Annotated in this window: 16 protein-coding genes; 15 read left to right on the plus strand and 1 reads right to left on the minus strand. The window is 73.8% G+C overall.

From position 1 onward, the window contains the following. Window positions 1-108: 108 nt before the first annotated feature. Window positions 109-849, minus strand: coding sequence for a GNAT family N-acetyltransferase (locus ACFYOS_RS14310; protein WP_387140276.1), 741 nt, complete (start codon window positions 847-849; stop codon window positions 109-111). A 465-nt stretch (window positions 850-1,314) separates the two neighbouring features. Here ACFYOS_RS14310 and ACFYOS_RS14315 point away from each other — a divergent pair, with 465 nt between their 5' ends. From ACFYOS_RS14315 to aroQ, 15 genes are all read left to right on the plus strand, one after another. Further along, window positions 1,315-1,482, plus strand: coding sequence for a hypothetical protein (locus ACFYOS_RS14315; protein ID WP_387140279.1), 168 nt, complete (start codon window positions 1,315-1,317; stop codon window positions 1,480-1,482). A gap of 59 nt (window positions 1,483-1,541) precedes the next feature. Next, window positions 1,542-2,960 (plus strand): RNA-guided endonuclease TnpB family protein, encoded by a 1,419-nt coding sequence (locus tag ACFYOS_RS14320; RefSeq protein WP_387140282.1) that lies wholly within the window; start codon window positions 1,542-1,544, stop codon window positions 2,958-2,960. Between the two features lie 77 nt (window positions 2,961-3,037). Then, window positions 3,038-3,250: a hypothetical protein gene (locus ACFYOS_RS14325; protein ID WP_387140285.1), complete on the plus strand. Its 213-nt coding sequence runs from the start codon at window positions 3,038-3,040 to the stop codon at window positions 3,248-3,250. Window positions 3,251-3,324: 74 nt separating this feature from the next. Next, a complete protein-coding gene (locus ACFYOS_RS14330; protein WP_387140288.1) occupies window positions 3,325-4,830 on the plus strand; it encodes a replication-associated recombination protein A in 1,506 nt (501 codons plus the stop codon). Between the two features lie 2,153 nt (window positions 4,831-6,983). Continuing rightward, window positions 6,984-7,601 carry a hypothetical protein gene (locus tag ACFYOS_RS14335; RefSeq protein ID WP_387140593.1) on the plus strand — a complete coding sequence of 206 codons (618 nt, stop codon included), beginning with the start codon at window positions 6,984-6,986 and terminating at the stop codon, window positions 7,599-7,601. A gap of 151 nt (window positions 7,602-7,752) precedes the next feature. Continuing rightward, window positions 7,753-8,214 (plus strand): DUF948 domain-containing protein, encoded by a 462-nt coding sequence (locus ACFYOS_RS14340; RefSeq protein WP_387140291.1) that lies wholly within the window; start codon window positions 7,753-7,755, stop codon window positions 8,212-8,214. A gap of 25 nt (window positions 8,215-8,239) precedes the next feature. Then, window positions 8,240-8,545: a DUF6167 family protein gene (locus ACFYOS_RS14345; protein WP_387140294.1), complete on the plus strand. Its 306-nt coding sequence runs from the start codon at window positions 8,240-8,242 to the stop codon at window positions 8,543-8,545. Next, on the plus strand, window positions 8,542-11,220 hold the full coding sequence (gene alaS / locus ACFYOS_RS14350; RefSeq protein ID WP_387140297.1) for an alanine--tRNA ligase: 2,679 nt from the start codon (window positions 8,542-8,544) through the stop codon (window positions 11,218-11,220). The genes ACFYOS_RS14345 and alaS overlap by 4 nt, the downstream gene beginning before the upstream one ends. A 74-nt stretch (window positions 11,221-11,294) precedes the next feature. Further along, window positions 11,295-11,756: a Holliday junction resolvase RuvX gene (gene ruvX, locus ACFYOS_RS14355; RefSeq protein ID WP_387140300.1), complete on the plus strand. Its 462-nt coding sequence runs from the start codon at window positions 11,295-11,297 to the stop codon at window positions 11,754-11,756. Further along, on the plus strand, window positions 11,753-12,970 hold the full coding sequence (gene mltG, locus ACFYOS_RS14360; RefSeq protein WP_387140303.1) for an endolytic transglycosylase MltG: 1,218 nt from the start codon (window positions 11,753-11,755) through the stop codon (window positions 12,968-12,970). The genes ruvX and mltG overlap by 4 nt, the downstream gene beginning before the upstream one ends. Then, entirely contained in the window at window positions 12,967-13,779 is an 813-nt protein-coding gene (locus ACFYOS_RS14365; RefSeq protein WP_387140306.1) for a shikimate dehydrogenase, read from the plus strand. Before mltG ends, ACFYOS_RS14365 begins: the two co-directional genes overlap by 4 nt. Before the next feature lie 93 nt (window positions 13,780-13,872). Continuing rightward, window positions 13,873-15,051 carry a chorismate synthase gene (gene aroC, locus ACFYOS_RS14370; RefSeq protein ID WP_387140309.1) on the plus strand — a complete coding sequence of 393 codons (1,179 nt, stop codon included), beginning with the start codon at window positions 13,873-13,875 and terminating at the stop codon, window positions 15,049-15,051. Beyond that, window positions 15,048-15,557: a shikimate kinase gene (locus ACFYOS_RS14375; RefSeq protein ID WP_387140312.1), complete on the plus strand. Its 510-nt coding sequence runs from the start codon at window positions 15,048-15,050 to the stop codon at window positions 15,555-15,557. Before aroC ends, ACFYOS_RS14375 begins: the two co-directional genes overlap by 4 nt. A gap of 17 nt (window positions 15,558-15,574) precedes the next feature. Continuing rightward, window positions 15,575-16,651 carry a 3-dehydroquinate synthase gene (gene aroB, locus ACFYOS_RS14380; protein WP_387140315.1) on the plus strand — a complete coding sequence of 359 codons (1,077 nt, stop codon included), beginning with the start codon at window positions 15,575-15,577 and terminating at the stop codon, window positions 16,649-16,651. Then, window positions 16,648-17,088, plus strand: coding sequence for a type II 3-dehydroquinate dehydratase (gene aroQ / locus ACFYOS_RS14385; RefSeq protein ID WP_387140319.1), 441 nt, complete (start codon window positions 16,648-16,650; stop codon window positions 17,086-17,088). Before aroB ends, aroQ begins: the two co-directional genes overlap by 4 nt. The last annotated feature ends 264 nt before the right edge of the window (window positions 17,089-17,352 follow it).

Consider the following 17,352-nt stretch of genomic DNA (forward strand, 5'->3'; position numbering starts at 1 on the left):
TGGAGGTCAACCCGCCTGGTTGGCCTCCATGGCGTTCCACCGAAGGTGGCGGTCCCGGACGGCCGGCGGCGGGTGAGACCGAAGGCATCCTCCCCCGGCCGGGCGTGCTCAGCCCAGGTGGATCGAGCTGCGGGGCTCGGTGCCGGTGTAGCCGAGGCGGCGGTAGAGCCGGATGGCGCCGACGTTGTCGGTGTAGACGCCGAGCGCCACGTGGTCGTACCGGCCGAGCAGGGCCCGGGTCATCCCGGCGGTGAGCGCCGCGCCGAGCCCCCCGCCCCGCCGGTCGGGCGCGACGGTGAGGCCGGCGAGGAAGCCGATGTCGCCCCGGCTCCGGTCGGCCCCGCAGGCGACCAGGTGGTCGCCGTCGCGGATGCCGTACCAGTCGACGATGCGCGGGTCGCCCGGGCGGGAGGTCGTGGTGGGAAAGGCGCTCTCGATCAGCGCGTCGAGGGCGGGGTGGTCGGCCTCGGTGAGCCGGACCACCCGCTCCTCCCCGGCCTGCTCCGGCGGGGCCGTCGTGGTCCAGAGGAAGTCCCACTCGTCCAGCCGGGCCACGGTGAACCGCTCGGCCACCTCGTCCGGCGTGGCCCGGGGCAGGTGCAGCCACTGGCCGGCGTGCAGCGTCCCGTCCGCGACCAGGCTGGCGAAGGCGTCCAGCGCCGGCCCGGCCGGCCCCAACGCCCCGCCGGCCGGTCCCTGCTCCGGCGGGAGCAGCCAGCCCACCGCGCCGTCGCGCCGCCACCCTCGCGGCTCGTGGTCCCGCCAGAGGGCGTGCCGGGCGTAGGGGTGGTGGTCGGCGGCGGCGAGCAGGGCGTCCCGACCCACCAGGACCTGGTCGGCAGTGATCATGCAGCCAGCCTACGAGAGGAGGAGCGACTAGTCGTGAGACACCCTTCCCAGATCCGTCCACAATGGACTATTGTGGGCGGTGTGTATCGGATCGGTGAGTTTTCCAAGGGTGATCCGACTGGTGAGCAGAGTGGGCCGGTGGCCGGTGGCCGGTGGCCGGTGGGAGGCGGAGGGTCGGAAGGTGGCGCGTCGTCTGCCGTCGGGCCAGCGGTATTTCGAGGATTTCGATGTGCGCAAGGTGCTGTAGCGGGGCTTCGACACCGACCGGCGGAAGATCGTGGTGTACTGCCGGATCTCGTCATCGGGGCGCGAGGTCGGCCTGGCTCACAGCTGGCGGCAATCCAGCACATCTGCCTGGCTCGCGGTCTGGCCGTGGACGAGTGGGTCAGCAAGGTCGGCGATGGGATGAACCTGCGCCGGAGAAGTTCTGGCACTGATGGATGCCGTCGACCGGAGGGAGATTGCATGGTGGCGCACAAGGACAGGCTGGCCCGGCTGGGCATTGAAATCCTGGAGCATGTAACGACGCGTAGCGGCCGCGAGATCATCGTGGCCAACCAGGAGGCGATGTCCCCGCAGCAGGAGTTGGTGGAGGACTCCTGGCCATCGTGCACACCTTCTCGCGGTGACTAGACGGTCTGCGGCTACGAGATGGAGCTGAAGAGGGCGGATCTGGCCGTGGAGGATGACCGGTGAAGGTCACCCAGATCGCCTACTCGTTGCGACTGAACCCGGGCAAGTACGGCGCCCTGGTAGAGCAGGCCCGCCGGCTTGGCCGGGTGCGCAGCGAAGTGTGGCAGAGCTTCGGCTCGATTGCCGGTGTCGGGTCCGGGTTGAGAGACCGACAGTTGCGGGACCGGTGGCTGGCTGACGGGACGCACCTGCAGTTTGGTGTGCTGGCGAACGCGTGGAAGGAAACCGTCCGCGATGCCACGGCCGACATCGCGGCGAACCTGGAGGCGGCCAAGGTCGAGGTCCGGCGGGCGATCAGCCGACGCACCGACGATCCGGTGCAGCGCAAGCGGATGTTGGCCGCACTGCAGGCCGAGCGGTGGGCGCAGGATCCGTTCCTGGCTCGGCAGATGCGCAAGCACTGGAAGCGGGGCCGCAATCGCACTCATGATCAGATCGTGGTGCGCGCCGACAACTACAACACCGTCGTCGACGGGCGCGGCCGGTTGTGGCTGGCAGTCCCGGGCCTGCAACGCCGCAAGATGGTCAGGATCCCGCTGTCCACGAACGTGGCCCCGACGGGGACGCTGCGGCTGATCCTGCGCGGCGGTCGGGTCGAGGTGCACTACCAGATCGACGCGTCGCAGCTGCGCTCGTCTCAGCGGCCGTGCGGTGACCGGAGGATCGGCGTGGACAAGGGCTACACCGAGGCCCTGACCGACTCCGACGGTCAGCCCTACGGTGTACGGCTGGGCGAACTGCTGACCGCCGAGTCGGACCGGCTGAAGGAACGCAACCGCCGGAGGGCGAAGCTGCGGTCGACCGCCAACACCGCCGCCCGGCGCGGCGACCACGCGAAAGCGCACCGGATCAGATCCAACAACCTCGGCACCGTGAAGCGGGATCGGCAGGCCGCACGGCACCGGGCGCGGGTACGTACGGAGATCTTCACCGCCGTGCACCGGGTCGTAGACAAGGCCGCCACCGTGGTCGCCGAAGACCTCACCAAACGCTTCGCCGGGCGCAAGACGTTCGGCAGGAACATGAACCGGCGCCTCGCCGTGTGGACCATGGGGGTCACCGCCGAGGCCCTCAGAAACGTGTCGGAGCGCAGAGGTTCTGTGCTCGTTCCCGTCAACGCCGCCTACACCTCACAAGCCTGTCACCGCTGCGGCCGGTTCGGCCGACGCAGCGGGGACCGGTTTCACTGCACCTGGTGCGGGGTGGTGTGGCAGGCCGACGTGAACGCCGCGATCAACATCCTGCAGCGAGCCGGCGACCCCGACATCGCCCTGCACACCCCCCACCACAGGGTGAAGCAGATCCTGCAGGACCGGACCGATCGCCACCGGACCAGACTGCCGGTCCAGGACTCCAGCCCGGCCACCACCGCCGAGCGGAGAGCTAACCATCCGAACTGCTCAGCGACGAGCAGCTAATCGGAAGCAGATTGACGGAGAGACCGTTTGGGTACATCCCTCGCCGACCTACTGGGACCCCCACCGGAGGAACGACAATGCTCGCCATTCTCGCGGCCATCGTGTTCGGCCTCGCGCTGCTGCTCGACTTCCTGAACACCAACCTCGGCGCCCCCGACCTGTTCAACTACCAGACCCTCAGCCTGATCGGCTTCCTGCTGCTCTCCCTCTACCTGGCCGGGGTCGGCTCCGGTGCGCGTGGCGGGGGCGGCGGCCGCTGGTACCGGGGTCGGCGGCCGGGGCGCGGCTGACCGGAACGGATCATCCGGGCCCGGCCCACGGCGCGATTCCAGCGTCGTCGGCCGGGCCCGGTACTGTTCTCGTGATGGAATCCGACGCCCTCTTCACCCTCGGCGAACCCGCCGGAGCGCCCCCCGGCGCCCCCGCCGGTTCCGGCGGCGTCGACGCGTTCTCGGCCACCCGCGCGGATTCGCCGCTGCCCGTCCGGATGCGGCCGGCCAGCATCGACGAGCTGGTCGGGCAGGACCACCTGCTCGCCCCGGGCGCCCCGCTGCGCCAGCTCGTCGAGGGCGCGGCGCCGATGTCGGTGATCCTCTGGGGCCCGCCCGGCAGCGGCAAGACCACCATCGCCCACCTGGTGGCCCGGGCCACCGACCGCCGCTTCGTCGCCATGTCCGCGCTGACCGCCGGGGTGAAGGACGTCCGGGCCGTGATCGACACCGCCCGGCGGCAGCGCCGTGCCGGCGGCCCGCCGACGGTGCTGTTCATCGACGAGGTGCACCGGTTCAGCAAGACCCAGCAGGATTCGCTCCTCGCCGCAGTGGAGGATCGGACGGTCACCCTGCTCGCGGCGACCACCGAAAATCCCTACTTCTCGGTCATCTCGCCGCTGCTGTCCCGCTGCGTGCTGCTCACCCTCCAGCCGCTGGACGACGACGCCGTGCGCGGGCTGCTGCGCCGCGCGGTCGCCGACGAGCGCGGGCTGGGTGGCGCGCTCACCCTGGAGACCGAGGCGGAGGACCACCTCGTCCGCCTGGCCGGCGGCGACGTCCGCAAGGCGCTGACCGCCCTGGAGGCGGCGGCCGCCACCGCCACCGCGCGCGGCGCCGGTCGGATCGACCTGGCCGCCGCCGAGCAGGCCGTCGACGTCGCCGCCGTCCGGTACGACCGGGACGGCGACGCCCACTACGACGTGACCAGCGCGTTCATCAAGAGCATGCGCGGTTCGGACGTGGACGCGGCGCTGCACTGGCTGGCCCGGATGCTGGTGGCCGGCGAGGACGCCCGGTTCATCGCCCGGCGCCTGGTCATCTTCGCCAGCGAGGACGTCGGCCTGGCCGATCCCATCGCGTTGACCGTCGCCACCGCCGCCGCGCACGCCGTCGAGTACGTCGGGCTGCCCGAGGCGCAGCTCAACCTCTCCCAGGCGGTGATCCACCTGGCCACCGCCCCGAAGTCCAACTCGGCGACCACGGCGATCGGCGCGGCCATCGCCGACGTGCGCGCCGGCCGGGGCGGGCCGGTGCCGCGGGGCCTGCGGGACGCGCACTACGCCGGCGCCCGCGGGCTGGGCCATGGCGCCGGTTACCGCTACCCGCACGACGACCAGCGTGGGGTGGTCACCCAGCAGTACGCTCCGGACGATCTCGTCGGGACCGACTACTACCGGCCCAGTGGCCATGGCGCGGAGCGTGCGGTGGCCACCCGGCTGCCGCTGCTGCGCCGGATCGTGCGCGGGCTGCCGGCACCGGCGGCCCGCGCGGATACCGCCGCGCCGGCCGCTGCCAACGGTGGTCGCCCGGCGGGTACGGAGCAGGTCAACGGGGCGAACGAGGGCGGCAGCGACGCCGTCGGGGAGGGTCAGCAGTGATGGCGCGTGATCCGGAGCGGCCGGAGGACGGCCCCGAGGAGCGGCGCGACCCTCGTGCCAAGGGCCGCCGGTGGGGGCGGGGCAGGGCCGACGCCGAGCCGGACGAGGCAACCGCCGGCGAGGAGTTCGGCTGGATCGACGACCTGCGGACGGCGAAGCAGCAGCGTGCCGAGCTCGGCCCGGACGGTGGCGCGCCCGCGCAGCCGTCCGGCGCCGTGCCGCCCCCGCGCGGCGGGATGCCGCCCGCCGGCCCGGGACCCCGGCAAGCCCCGCCGACGGCCGAGCCGCCGCGTGGTGCCCGCCCCGGCGCGGTGCCGCCCCCGGCCGCCGGCCGGCCGGGCCCGGACGGGCCACCGGTCCGTCGCGCACCGGCGGACGCCGGACCGGCCACGCCTCCGGTACGCCCCGGCGGTTCCGACCCGGCTGCCGCCCGGCGTCGCCCGGTCGACGGCCCCCGGACCGGCGGGTCCGAGCCCGGCCGGCACCCCGCCGAACCGCCCCGGCGCGGCGGGGGGCCGACCGGCCAGCACCCGCCCGTTCCCCCGACCGGCGGCCGGATGAGCGGTCCGGCCGGTCCGCCCGGCCGGGTGGCGCCGCCCGCCGGCTGGCCGCCGCCGGGTACGAGCGTGCCGCCGGACGGCCCGCGCGCGGTCCCGCCCACCCCACGTGGTCGCCACGGATCCGACGGCCCCGGCGGTCCGGCCCCCGGCCCGCACCCGGGCGCGGTCGACCCGGCCGCCCGGCCCGTCTCCGGCGCCGGTCGGCGCTCCCTTCCCGACGGTGCCGAGCCCGGCGTCCGTCCGGTCTCCGGCGCCGGTCGGCGGGCGGCCGAGCCCGGGACGGGCCGCGCCGGAGTGCCCTCGGCACGCGCGGCAGCCCCCGGCCACCCCGTCGACCCGGTCCCCGGCGTTGCGCGCCCGGGCGACCCCGAGCCCCGCCGTCGCCGGGCCCAGCCCGATCCGTCCGTCGAGAGCGGGCCCCGAGTGGACGGTCCGGTCGGCGGGCGCGCGGGGGGTCGCCGTCGGGCCGACGAACCCGACCAGCCGCCGGTGGTTCCGCGCAGCGGGAACGCCGGCGTTTCGTCCGATGGTCCCCCCGCCGGCCGCCGGGGAGAGGGACCGGCCGCGCCCACCGGGCGGCGCGCCGCGCCCGACGCCCCGGCCGGCCGCCGGGCCGCCGCCGACGACACGGCCCCGTCCGTCGGTCGCCGGGCGGCTGCTGAGGACGGGGCGACCCGCGGCGGTCGGCGCGCGGCTCCCGAGGACCCGGCCGGTCGTCGGGCCGTCCCGGAGCCGTCGGACGGCCGCCGGTCCGCCGCTGCCGCGGCGTCCGCCCCTGGAACGCGCCGGGCGGGTCGCGAGGAGACCGACGAGCCGCGGCCGCAGCGCCCCGAGCGGCCGGCCGACTGGCTCCGGCAGGCCGGGCGCACCTCGCACACCGATCCCGCCCTGCCGGCGGTCAGACGGCCCGCCGGGTCCCCGCCGGGCGAGTCGACCTCGGGCCGTCAGGCCGCGCCCGCCGGCCCCGACCGCGCCCCGACCGGACGGGCCAGCGCGCCCGCCGTGCCGCCCGACCCGTCCCTCCCCGCCCGGGGAGCCGCGCGTCCCGGTGGCCCGGCCGGTCGACCCGCCGGTCCCGCCGAGACCGGTCGGATCGCCAGGCCCGACGCGGACCGTACGGGCGGCCTGCCGTCCGGCGGGGATCCCGCGCGGACGGGCGGCCTGCCGACCGGCGGCGATTCCGCCCGCACCGGCGGGCTGCCGGCCGGCCGGCCCGCGCGTACCGGGCAGCCCGGTGGTGAGCCGGATCCGCGGGCCGGCACGGGTGGACCGGCGGTGGCCCGGGCGGCCGCCGCGGTGGCCCGACCCGGCGCAACCGACGAGCGGCCGGCCGGCCGGGCGACCCCGCACGCTCCGGAGCCGGCCCGGCCGGGCCCGGGCGGCCCGGCGGCCGTACCCCCGCCGGGGCCCGGCGGGCCGGCGGTGGCCCGGGCGGCCGCGGTCGTACCGCCGGTGGAGCCGGCCGGGCCGCGTCCCGGACCGGCCGACGGGCCGGGACCGGCGCTGCGGCGGGCCGAGGCCGAGCCCGCGGAGAACGAGGCCGCGACACCGGCCGGCGTCCTGCGCGGCGCCCGCTCCGAGCTGCGCCGCCAGATGCGCGCGCGGCGACGGCTGCGGATGGGCATCCTCGCCCTGGTCAGCCTGGTGCTGCTGGGCGCGGTCCCGCTCTACTTCGGGCTGCGCACGCTCAGCCATGACCCGGCCTTCGACACCCTCGACCAGCTGCAGGTGCCCTCCTGGGCCGCGGTGAAGACCGTCGACAATGTCAGCGGCAGCCGCTGGTGCCTGCAGGACTGCCGGCTGCGTGAGCGGACGGTCGAGTCGCAGAAGGCGTACAAGGAGACCGCGCAGGCGTACGCGGCGGCCCTGGCCAAGGAAGGCTGGCGGCGCTGGAAGGTCGACCGGTGCCCGGAGGAGCCGGTCAAGGGCAGCTACACCTGCTGGCGGCGGGACGAGCTCACCCTGGACCTCTGGGTACGCGACCCCACCTGCGTGCCGCCGCCGGTGAACGGGGAGCCCGCGCCTTCTCCGGCGCCCTCGCCCGCAGCGGGAAAGTGCACCGGGTCGTTGGTGTCGGTGAAGGTCCGCAACGCGATCGACGACGAGCGGACCGCGCCACAGCCAAGCACTGACCCGTCACTCACCGGTGAGGACCCGTACCCGACCCTCACCGACGATCCGCTCGGCGAGCTGACCCGCTCACCGTCCTGAGCCGCTTTCCATCACGGACGGTAGGGTCTGGTGCTGGCGGGGCCCGCCAGCACCCGCTGACCGCGGTGGGTCGGCGCGGGGCGAAGTGGGTAGGACGGTCGCGCGTCCCGGCGCGTCGGGCACCGGGACACTGCTTGAGGAGGACATGCGCGTGAGTGGTGGAGAGATCGCTGCGCTGATCGCGGCTGGCGCGTTCCTGATGCTGGTACTCGTGCTGGCGGTGCCGATCCTGCGGCTGCGGCACACCGTGGACGCGACGACCCGCATGATCACCGAACTGAACGACCGCACCACGCCCCTGCTCGGTGACGTCAACACCACGGTGAAGAACGTCAACACCGCCCTGGAGCAGGTGCAGACCTCCCTCGACGGGGTCAACCTCCAGCTCGCCAAGGTGGACACCATGACCACCCACGCGCAGAACGTGACCGCCAACGTGGCGAACCTGGCCGCCGTGGTCTCCGCCGCTGCCGCGAACCCGCTGGTCAAGGTGGCCGCCTTCGGTTACGGCGTACGCAAGGCCGCGGCCGCCCGCCGGCACGCGGAGGACGAGCGCGAGGCCCGCGACATCATCAAGCAGCGGCGCCGCGCTGAGAAGCGCGCCACCCGGTGACCCGGCCGAGCGGGAGGATGTGAACATGAAGCGGTTGTTCTGGCTCGGCGTCGGGCTGGCCGTGGGCGTACTGGTGGTGCGCAAGGCCACCCGCACCGCGCAGGCGTACACGCCGGCGGGCATCGCCAGTGGCCTGTCCGAGTCCGCGGGCAGCCTCGTCGGCTCGGTCCGGAGCTTCGTCGACGACGTCCGCGCGGGGATGGCCGAGCGCGAGCAGGAGATCCACGAGGCCTTCGCCCGCGGCGAGGCGTACGACGACCAGTTCGCCGAGCTGCGGGAGGACCCGCGGATCGGCGATCGAGAGATTTTCCCGGAGGAGCACCAGCGATGAAGACGGCGGAGATCAAGCGGCGGTACCTCGCCCACTTCGAGGCGAACGGCCATGCCGTGGTGCCGTCCGCTCCGCTGCCCGCCATCAACGACCCGAACCTGCTGTTCGTCAACGCCGGCATGGTGCAGTTCGTCCCCTACTTCCTGGGCCAGCAGACCCCGCCGTACACCCGCGCGGTCAGCGTGCAGAAGTGCATCCGGACGCCGGACATCGACGAGGTCGGCAAGACCAGCCGGCACGGCACGTTCTTCCAGATGAACGGCAACTTCTCCTTCGGCGACTACTTCAAGGACGGCGCCATTCCGCTCGCCTGGGACCTTGTCACCAAGCCGGTCGACCAGGGCGGCTTCGGGCTGGACCCGGAGCGAATCTGGCCGACCGTCTACCTCGACGACGACGAGGCGTTCCAGATCTGGCGGTCGGTGGGCGTGCCCGCCGAGCGGATCGTCCGCCGGGGCAAGGCGGACAACTTCTGGTCGATGGGCATCCCCGGCCCGTGTGGCCCGTGCTCCGAGCTGTTCTACGACCGCGGCCCCCAGTACGGCCGCGAGGGCGGCCCGGCGGTCGACGAGGACCGGTACATGGAGTTCTGGAACCTCGTCTTCATGCAGTTCGAACGGGGTCCGGGCACCAGCAAGGAGGACTACCCGATCCTCGGCGAACTGCCGGCGAAGAACATCGACACCGGCATGGGCCTGGAGCGGATGGCCTCCATCCTCCAAGGCGTCGACAACCTCTACGAGATCGACGAGGTCCGGCCCATCCTCGACAAGGCCGCCGAGCTGACCGGGAAGCGGTACGGTGCGCGCTCCGGCCACGTGGCCAGCGAGTCGCACCCGGACGACGTCCGGCTGCGGGTGATCGCCGACCACGTGCGGACCGCGCTGATGCTGATCGGCGACGGGGTGACCCCGTCGAACGAGGGCCGCGGCTACGTGCTGCGCCGGATCATGCGCCGGGCCATCCGGGCGGTGCGCCTCCTCGGCTACCAGGACCGGGCGTTGCCCGAGCTGCTGCCGGTGGCCCGCGACTGCATGGCCCCGTCCTACCCGGAGCTGGCCGAGGACTTCGGCCGCATCTCCCAGTACGCGTACGCCGAGGAGGACGCCTTCCTCGCCACGCTGCGGGCGGGCACCACCATCCTGGACACCGCGATCGCCGAGACCAGGTCGGCCGGGAAGTCGGCGATCTCCGGCGACAAGGCGTTCCAGCTGCACGACACGTACGGCTTCCCGATCGACCTGACCCTGGAGATCGCGGCCGAGCAGGGCCTCCAGGTCGACGCGGAGGGCTTCCGCCGGCTGATGGCCGACCAGCGCAGCCGGGCCAAGGCGGACGCGCAGGCGCGCAAGACCGGCCACACCGACGTGTCGGCGTACCGGTCGGCGCTGGACGCCGGCGGGCCGGTGGAGTTCACCGGCTACACCGAGCTGAACCGGGAGTCCCGGGTCCGCGCCCTGCTCGCCGACGGCGCGCCGGTGGCCGCGGCGGTGGAGGGGGACACCGTCGAACTGGTGCTCGACACCACGCCGTTCTACGCCGAGGGCGGTGGCCAGCAGCCCGACCAGGGCCTGATCACGGTCGGCGGCGGCCAGCTCGAGGTCTTCGACGTGCAGCAGCCGGTGCCTGGCCTGGTCGTGCACCGGGCCCGGGTGGTCCGGGGCGAGGTGCGCGCCGGGGAGACCGGGTACGCCGAGATCGACGTGTCCCGGCGCCGGGCGATCTCCCGCTCGCACACCGCGACCCACCTGGTGCACCAGACGATGCGCAACTTCCTCGGCGAGTCGGCCACGCAGGCGGGTTCGCTGAACGCGCCGGGCCGGCTGCGGTTCGACTTCAACACCCCGACCGGGGTGGCGCCGAGCGTGCTGCACGACGTCGAGCAGCAGGTCAACGAGGTGCTCCTGGCCGACCTGGAGGTGCACGCCTTCATCACCAGCCAGGAGGAGGCGCGCCGGATCGGCGCGATGGCCCTCTTCGGCGAGAAGTACGGCGAGCGGGTCCGGGTCGTCGAGGTCGGCGACTACGCCCGCGAGCTGTGCGGCGGCACGCACGTGGCCCGCTCGGCGCAGCTCGGCCTGGTCAAGATCCTCTCCGAGGCGTCGGTCGGTTCCGGCGTCCGGCGGATCGAGGCCCTGGTCGGCATGGACGCGTTCGGCTTCCTGGCCCGGGAGCACCTGCTGGTCTCCCGGCTGGCCGAGCTGTTCCGGGTCCCCGGCGACCAGGTCGCCGACCGGGTGGAGCAGACCGTCACCCAGCTCCGCGACGCCGAGAAGGAGCTGGAGAAGCTCCGCGCCCAGCTGGTGCTGGGCGGCGCGGCGACCCTCGCGGCGCAGGCCAAGGACGTGCGGGGGGTCGCGTACGTCGGCACCGAGGCACCCGAGGGCGCGGCCGGCAACGACGTGCGGACCCTGGCCCAGGAGATCCGGGGCCGGATCGACCCGGCCCGGCCGGCGGTGGTCGCCGTGGCCGCCCGGTCGGGCGGTAAGGCGTCCCTGGTGGTGGCCGTCAACCAGGCCGCCCGGGGCCGGGGGCTGACCGCGAAGGACCTGGTGAAGGCGGCCTTCTCCGGTCGGGGCGGTGGCAGCGACGACCTGGCCCAGGGCGGCGGCCTGCCGGCCGCGGAGGCACCGAACCTGCTGGCGACCGTGGAGAAGGCCATCGCGGACGCGTGATGGTGGTACCGATCGACGCCAGGGCGGACCGTCCGGTCCGCCCTGGCCCGTACCCGAGGGGAAGTGTCCGGTAGATGGCTGAACTGTCCCGTGGGGTGCGTCTCGGGGTCGATGTCGGGCAGGTCCGGGTCGGGGTCGCCCGGTCCGATCCGCACGGCATCCTGGCCACCCCGCTGGTCACCCTCGCCCGCGACCTGACCGCGGCACCGGACGCGGTGCCCGCCGACATGGCCGAGCTGGCCCGGCTGGTCGCGGAGCACGAGGCGGTGGAGGTGGTGGTCGGCCTTCCGGTCAATCTCGCCGGAAAGCACGGCCCGGCAGCGCTGAACGTCTCAGCGTACGCTGCCCGGTTAGCCGATGTAATGGGGTCGGTTCCGGTGACGCTGACGGACGAGAGGATGTCGACCGTGGTCGCGAGTCGTAGGCTGGCCGAACGGGGCGTCCGGGGAAAGCGCCAACGGGCGGTGGTCGACCAGGCCGCCGCGGTGGAGATTCTGCAGAGCTGGCTGGACGCACAGCGGAGGCGGACGCAATGATCGACGATCTTGACCTGGGGTTCGACGAGGCGGAAAGGGGGGAGAAGGGCCGGCACCGACGCGGCGCGGTACGCAAGCGCAACGGCAGGTCGAGTGGCCGGGGCAAGACGATCTTCGCTCTCCTGATGGCCCTCGTGCTGCTGGGCGGCATCGGCGGCGGCGCGTACATCGGCTTCGACCGGATCCGGAACCACTTCGTCACCCCCGACTACGACGGCCCGGGCTCCGGCGAGGCGCTGGTCGAGGTCAAGGCGGGCGACACCCTCACCGACATCGGCAACACCCTCTACGACGCCGGTGTGGTGAAGAGCACCAAGGCCTTCATCGAGGCCGCCGACGCGAACTCGCGCAGCAAGAACATCCAGGTCGGCCGGTACAAGGTACGCAAGCAGATGAAGGCTGCCGAGGCGGTCACCCTGCTGCTGGACCCGAAGAGCCGGGTGGTCAACGGGGTGACCATCCCCGAGGGCGCCATGAGCTTGGGGATCTACGACATCCTCTCCAAGCAGACGAAGATCCCGGTGGCCGACTTCAAGGCCGCCGCGAAGGACCCGGTCAAGCTGGGCGTGCCGGCCTACTGGTTCAACCGTCAGGACGGCAAGAAGGGCCCGAAGAGCATCGAGGGCTTCCTCTACCCGTCCACCTACGAGATCCCGCCGAAGGCCACCGCCGAGCAGATCCTGTCGATGATGGTGGACGAGTTCCTCCGGGTCACCCAGCAGCTCGACTTCGTCGACCAGGCGCAGAAGGAGCGGAAGATCTCGCCGTACGAGGCGCTGATCACCGCCTCCATCGCCCAGGCCGAGTCGGTCAACGAGCAGGACATGCCGAAGGTGGCCCGGGTGATCTACAACCGGGTCTACACCGACAAGTACCACTGCAAGTGCCTGGAGATCGACAGCGCGATCAACTACTGGCTGCGGCTGCAGGGCAAGGACCCGAAGGACTCGGACGTTCTCAAGCAGTCGGAGATCAACGACCCGAAGAACCCCTACCGCACCCACGGCGTGGACGGGCTCACGATCACTCCGATCAGCAACCCGGGCGAGGCGGCGCTCAAGGGCGCGCTGAATCCGCCGGCGGGCGACTGGATCTACTTCATGACCATCGACAAGAAGGGCACGATGGGCTACGGCTCCAACGACGCCGAGTACCGGAACCTGATCAAGACCATGTGCAACAACAAGGTATTGACGGGAAGCAACTGCGCGTGAGGGCCGCCGTCGTCGGCAAGCCGATCGCCCACTCGCTCTCCCCGGTCATCCACGAGGCGGGGTACGCGGCGGCCGGACTGGCCGGCTGGTCGTACACCCGGATCGAGTGCGCGGCGGACGAGCTGGCCGGCCTGGTCGCGGGCCTGGGCGCGGAGTGGGCCGGGCTGTCGGTGACCATGCCGGGCAAGGAGGCGGCGCTCGCGGTGGCCGGCGAGGTCTCGCCGGTCGCCGCCGCGGTCGGCGCCGCCAACACCCTGGTACGCCGGCCCGACGGCACCTGGTGCGCCGACAACACCGACGTCACCGGCATGGTCGACGTGCTCACCGCCGTTGGCTGCGCGGCCGGTGCCACCGTGACCGTGCTGGGCGCGGGCGGCACCGCCCGGGCGGCGATCGCGGCGGCGGCCCGGTTCGGCGCGGCCGAGGTGACCGTGGTGGCCCGGCGGCCGGAGGCGGTCGACGAGCTGCGCCCGGTGGCCCGCGCGGTCGGGGTGCCACTCGCCGGCGCCGACTGGGACGGCGCTCCGGCGCACGCCCGCGCCGACCTGGTGATCTCCACCGTGCCGAAGGGGGTGGCCGATCCGCTCGCCGGGCACTTCGACTGGCGGCCGGGGTCCGTCTTCCTCGACGCGCTCTACGATCCCTGGCCCACCCCGCTGGCCACGGCGGCGCTCGCGGCCGGCTGCCGTGTGGTGTCCGGGCTGGACCTGCTGCTGGCCCAGGCGGTCGGCCAGTTCGCACTGTTCACCGGCGTGCCCGCGCCGGTCGACGCGATGCGCGCGGCGCTGGCCGCGGCGCGCGCCGCCTGACCCGGCGCCCGCCGCGTGGACGGGCGCGTCCGCAGGGCGGGACGGAGCGGGCGGAGCATCGGGGCGGCCACCGGGCGTGACAGACTGACCGCTGTGTTGCGCTGGCTGACTGCAGGTGAATCGCACGGACCCGCCCTCGTCGCGCTGCTGGAGGGGGTGCCCGCCGGGGTCGCGGTGACGACGGCGGAGATCGCTGGTGAGCTGGCCCGGCGGCGACTCGGCTACGGCCGGGGCGCGCGGATGTCGTTCGAGCAGGACGAGGTCGAGATCATCGGCGGTCTCCGGCACGGCGTGACCATCGGCAGCCCGGTGGCGATCCGGGTGGGCAACTCCGAGTGGCCCAAGTGGCGCACCGTGATGGCCGCCGACCCGGTCGACCCGGAGGAGTTGGCCGGGCAGGCCCGCAACGCCCCGCTCACCCGCCCCCGCCCAGGTCACGCGGACCTGGCCGGCATGCAGAAGTACGGTCACACCGACGCCCGGCCGATCCTGGAGCGGGCCAGCGCCCGGGAGACCGCGGCCCGGGTGGCCGTGGGCACGGTGGCCAAGGCGCTGGTCAAGCAGGCGCTCGGCATCGAGCTCGTCTCCCACGTGGTGGAGCTGGGCCCGGTCGGCGTGAAGCGCGGCCTGCGCCCCACCCCGGAGGACGCCGCCCGGATCGACGCCGACCCGCTGCGCTGCCTCGACCCGGAGGCCAGCGCCCGGATGGTGGCCGAGGTCGACGCCGCCAAGAAGGCGGCCGACACCCTCGGCGGCGTGGTCGAGGTGCTGGCGTACGGGGTGCCCCCGGGCCTGGGTAGCCACGTGCAGTGGGACCGCAAGCTCGACGCCCGGCTCGCCACCGCGCTCATGTCGATCCAGGCGATCAAGGGGGTGGAGATCGGCGACGGCTGGCAGCAGGCCCGGTCCCGGGGCTCGGCGGCGCACGACGAGATCATCCCGACCGCGACCGGGGTCCGCCGGGTCACCGACCGGGCCGGCGGCCTGGAGGGCGGCATCACCACCGGCGAGCCGCTGCGGGTGAAGGCCGCGATGAAGCCGATCTCCTCGCTGAACCGGGCGCTGTCCACCGTCGACGTCACCACCGGTGAGCCGGCCACCGCGATCAACCAGCGCTCGGACGTCTGCGCGGTGCCGGCGGCGGCCGTGGTGGCCGAGGCGATGGTCGCCCTGGTGCTCGCCGAGGCGGCGGTGGAGAAGTTCGGCGGCGACTCGGTCGCCGAGATCCGCCGCAATCTCTCCGGCTACCTCGACACGCTGGTGATCAAATGAGCACCCGGCCGGTCTGCGTCCTGGTCGGGGCGCCCGGCTCCGGCAAGACCACCGTGGGGCTGGCGCTCGCCGACGCGCTCGGCGTGGCGTTCCGGGACACCGACACCGACATCGAGCAGCTCGCCGGCAAGCCCATCCCGGAGATCTTCGTCGACGAGGGGGAGGAGCACTTCCGTGCCCTCGAGCGGGCGGCGGTGGCCGCGGCGCTGGCTTCGCACACCGGGGTGCTCGCCCTCGGCGGCGGCGCGGTCCTCGCCGAGGAGAACCGCGCCGCGCTGATCGGGCACACCGTCGTGCACTTGTCGGTGGAGCTGCCCGACGCCGTGAAGCGGGTCGGCCTGGGAGCCGGCCGGCCGCTGCTCGCGCTCAACCCGCGCGCCACCCTCAAGCACCTGATGGACCAGCGCCGCCCGCTCTACGCGGAGGTGGCGACCGCGACCGTGGTCACCGACGGGCGCACCCCGGAGGAGCTCGCCTCCGAGGTCGCCGCCCTGCTCAAGCCCTGATCCGCGACGGAGTGAACATGGACGAGGTGACCCGGATCCCGGTCGGCGGCGAGCGGCCGTACGACGTGCTGGTGGGACGTGACCTGCTCGACCCGCCACCCCGACTGCTGCCCGGCGCGGAGCGGGTGGCCTTCCTGCACGCGCCTCCGCTCAAGGGCCTGGCCGAGGGGCTCGCCGAGCGGGTCCGCGAGGCCGGGGTGGCGCCACTGCTGATCGAGGTGCCGGACGCCGAGGCGGGCAAGCACGTCGACGTGGCCGCGGCCTGCTGGGACCGGCTCGGCGAGGCGGGCTTCACCCGTACCGACGCCGTGGTGGGGGTGGGCGGCGGCGCGGTCACCGACCTGGCCGGCTTCGTCGCGGCCTGCTGGCTGCGCGGGGTGCGGTGGGTGCCGGTGGCGACCTCGTTGCTCGGCATGGTCGACGCCGCCGTCGGCGGCAAGACCGGCATCAACACCGCCGCCGGCAAGAACCTGGTCGGCGCCTTCCACCCGCCGGCCGGGGTGATCTGCGACCTGGCGACCCTGGACAGCCTGCCCCGGGCCGACCTGGCCGCCGGGATGGCCGAGGTGGTCAAGTGTGGGTTCATCGCCGACCCGGCGATCCTCGACCTGGTCGAGCGGGACCCGACCGCCGCCCTGGACCCGACCGGGCCGGTGGCCCGCGAGCTGATCGAGCGGGCCGTGGGGGTCAAGGCGGACGTGGTCTCCGGCGACCTGCGCGAGTCCGGGGTACGCGAGGTGCTCAACTACGGGCACACGCTGGCCCACGCGATCGAGAAGGTGGAGGGCTACCGCTGGCGGCACGGCCACGCCGTCGCGGTGGGACTGGTCTACGCGGCGACTCTCGCCCGGCTCGCCGGGCGGCTCGACGCGGCGACCGCCGAGCGGCACCGGGCCGTGTTGAGCGCGCTTGGCCTGCCGACGAGCTACCGGGCGGACGCCTGGCCGGAGCTGCTCGCCGCGATGCGGGTGGACAAGAAGGCACGGGGGAACCGGCTGCGCTTCGTGGTGCTGGACGGCCTGGCCCACCCGGCGCTCCTGGAGGGCCCCTCCGACGAGCTGCTGCACGAGGCGTTCCGGGAGATCAGCTCGTGAAGGTGTACGTGCTCAACGGGCCGAACCTTGGCCGGCTCGGCACCCGCCAGGTCGATGTCTACGGGGTGACCAGCTACGCCGATCTGGTGACCAGGTGCGTGGACACCGGCCGGGAGCTGGGGCTGGACGTGGTGGTCCGGCAGACCGATGCGGAGCACGAGCTGCTGGGCTGGCTGCACCAGGCGGCCGACGAGGGCGCGGCGGTGGTGCTCAACCCGGCCGCCTGGTCGCACTACTCGATCGCGGTGCGGGACGCCTGCGCGATGCTGCGCGGTCCGCTGGTCGAGGTGCACATCTCCAACATTCACGCCCGGGAGGAGTTCCGGCACCACTCGGTGGTCTCCGCGGTCGCCACCGGGGTGATCTGCGGCCTCGGCGTGGACGGCTATCGCCTGGCCCTGCACCACCTGGCCACCCGCCTCGCCGCCGGCGCCTGACCCGTCGGGTCTGTCCCCCGCGGCGCCCGGCCACCCGACCTGCATCACACCTCGGCGGCGGTTGCGCTTCGTGTTCGTCCCCTTCGTCACTTTCGGTGAGTCGGCCCGACGGCACCGGCAGCTCTCCTGCACCGCCTTTGCTCTGCTGCCACCCACGCAACACCGTCCTGAACTGCGGTGACGCGGTGAGCGGCATCCCCGGCTCCGATCGGGGCTGATCACGGAGGGTGCCTGTTGCGCGGGTGGCAGCAGAGCAAAGGCGGC

The organism is Micromonospora sp. NPDC005806 (assembly GCF_042871425.1).
Classification (GTDB): domain Bacteria; phylum Actinomycetota; class Actinomycetes; order Mycobacteriales; family Micromonosporaceae; genus Micromonospora.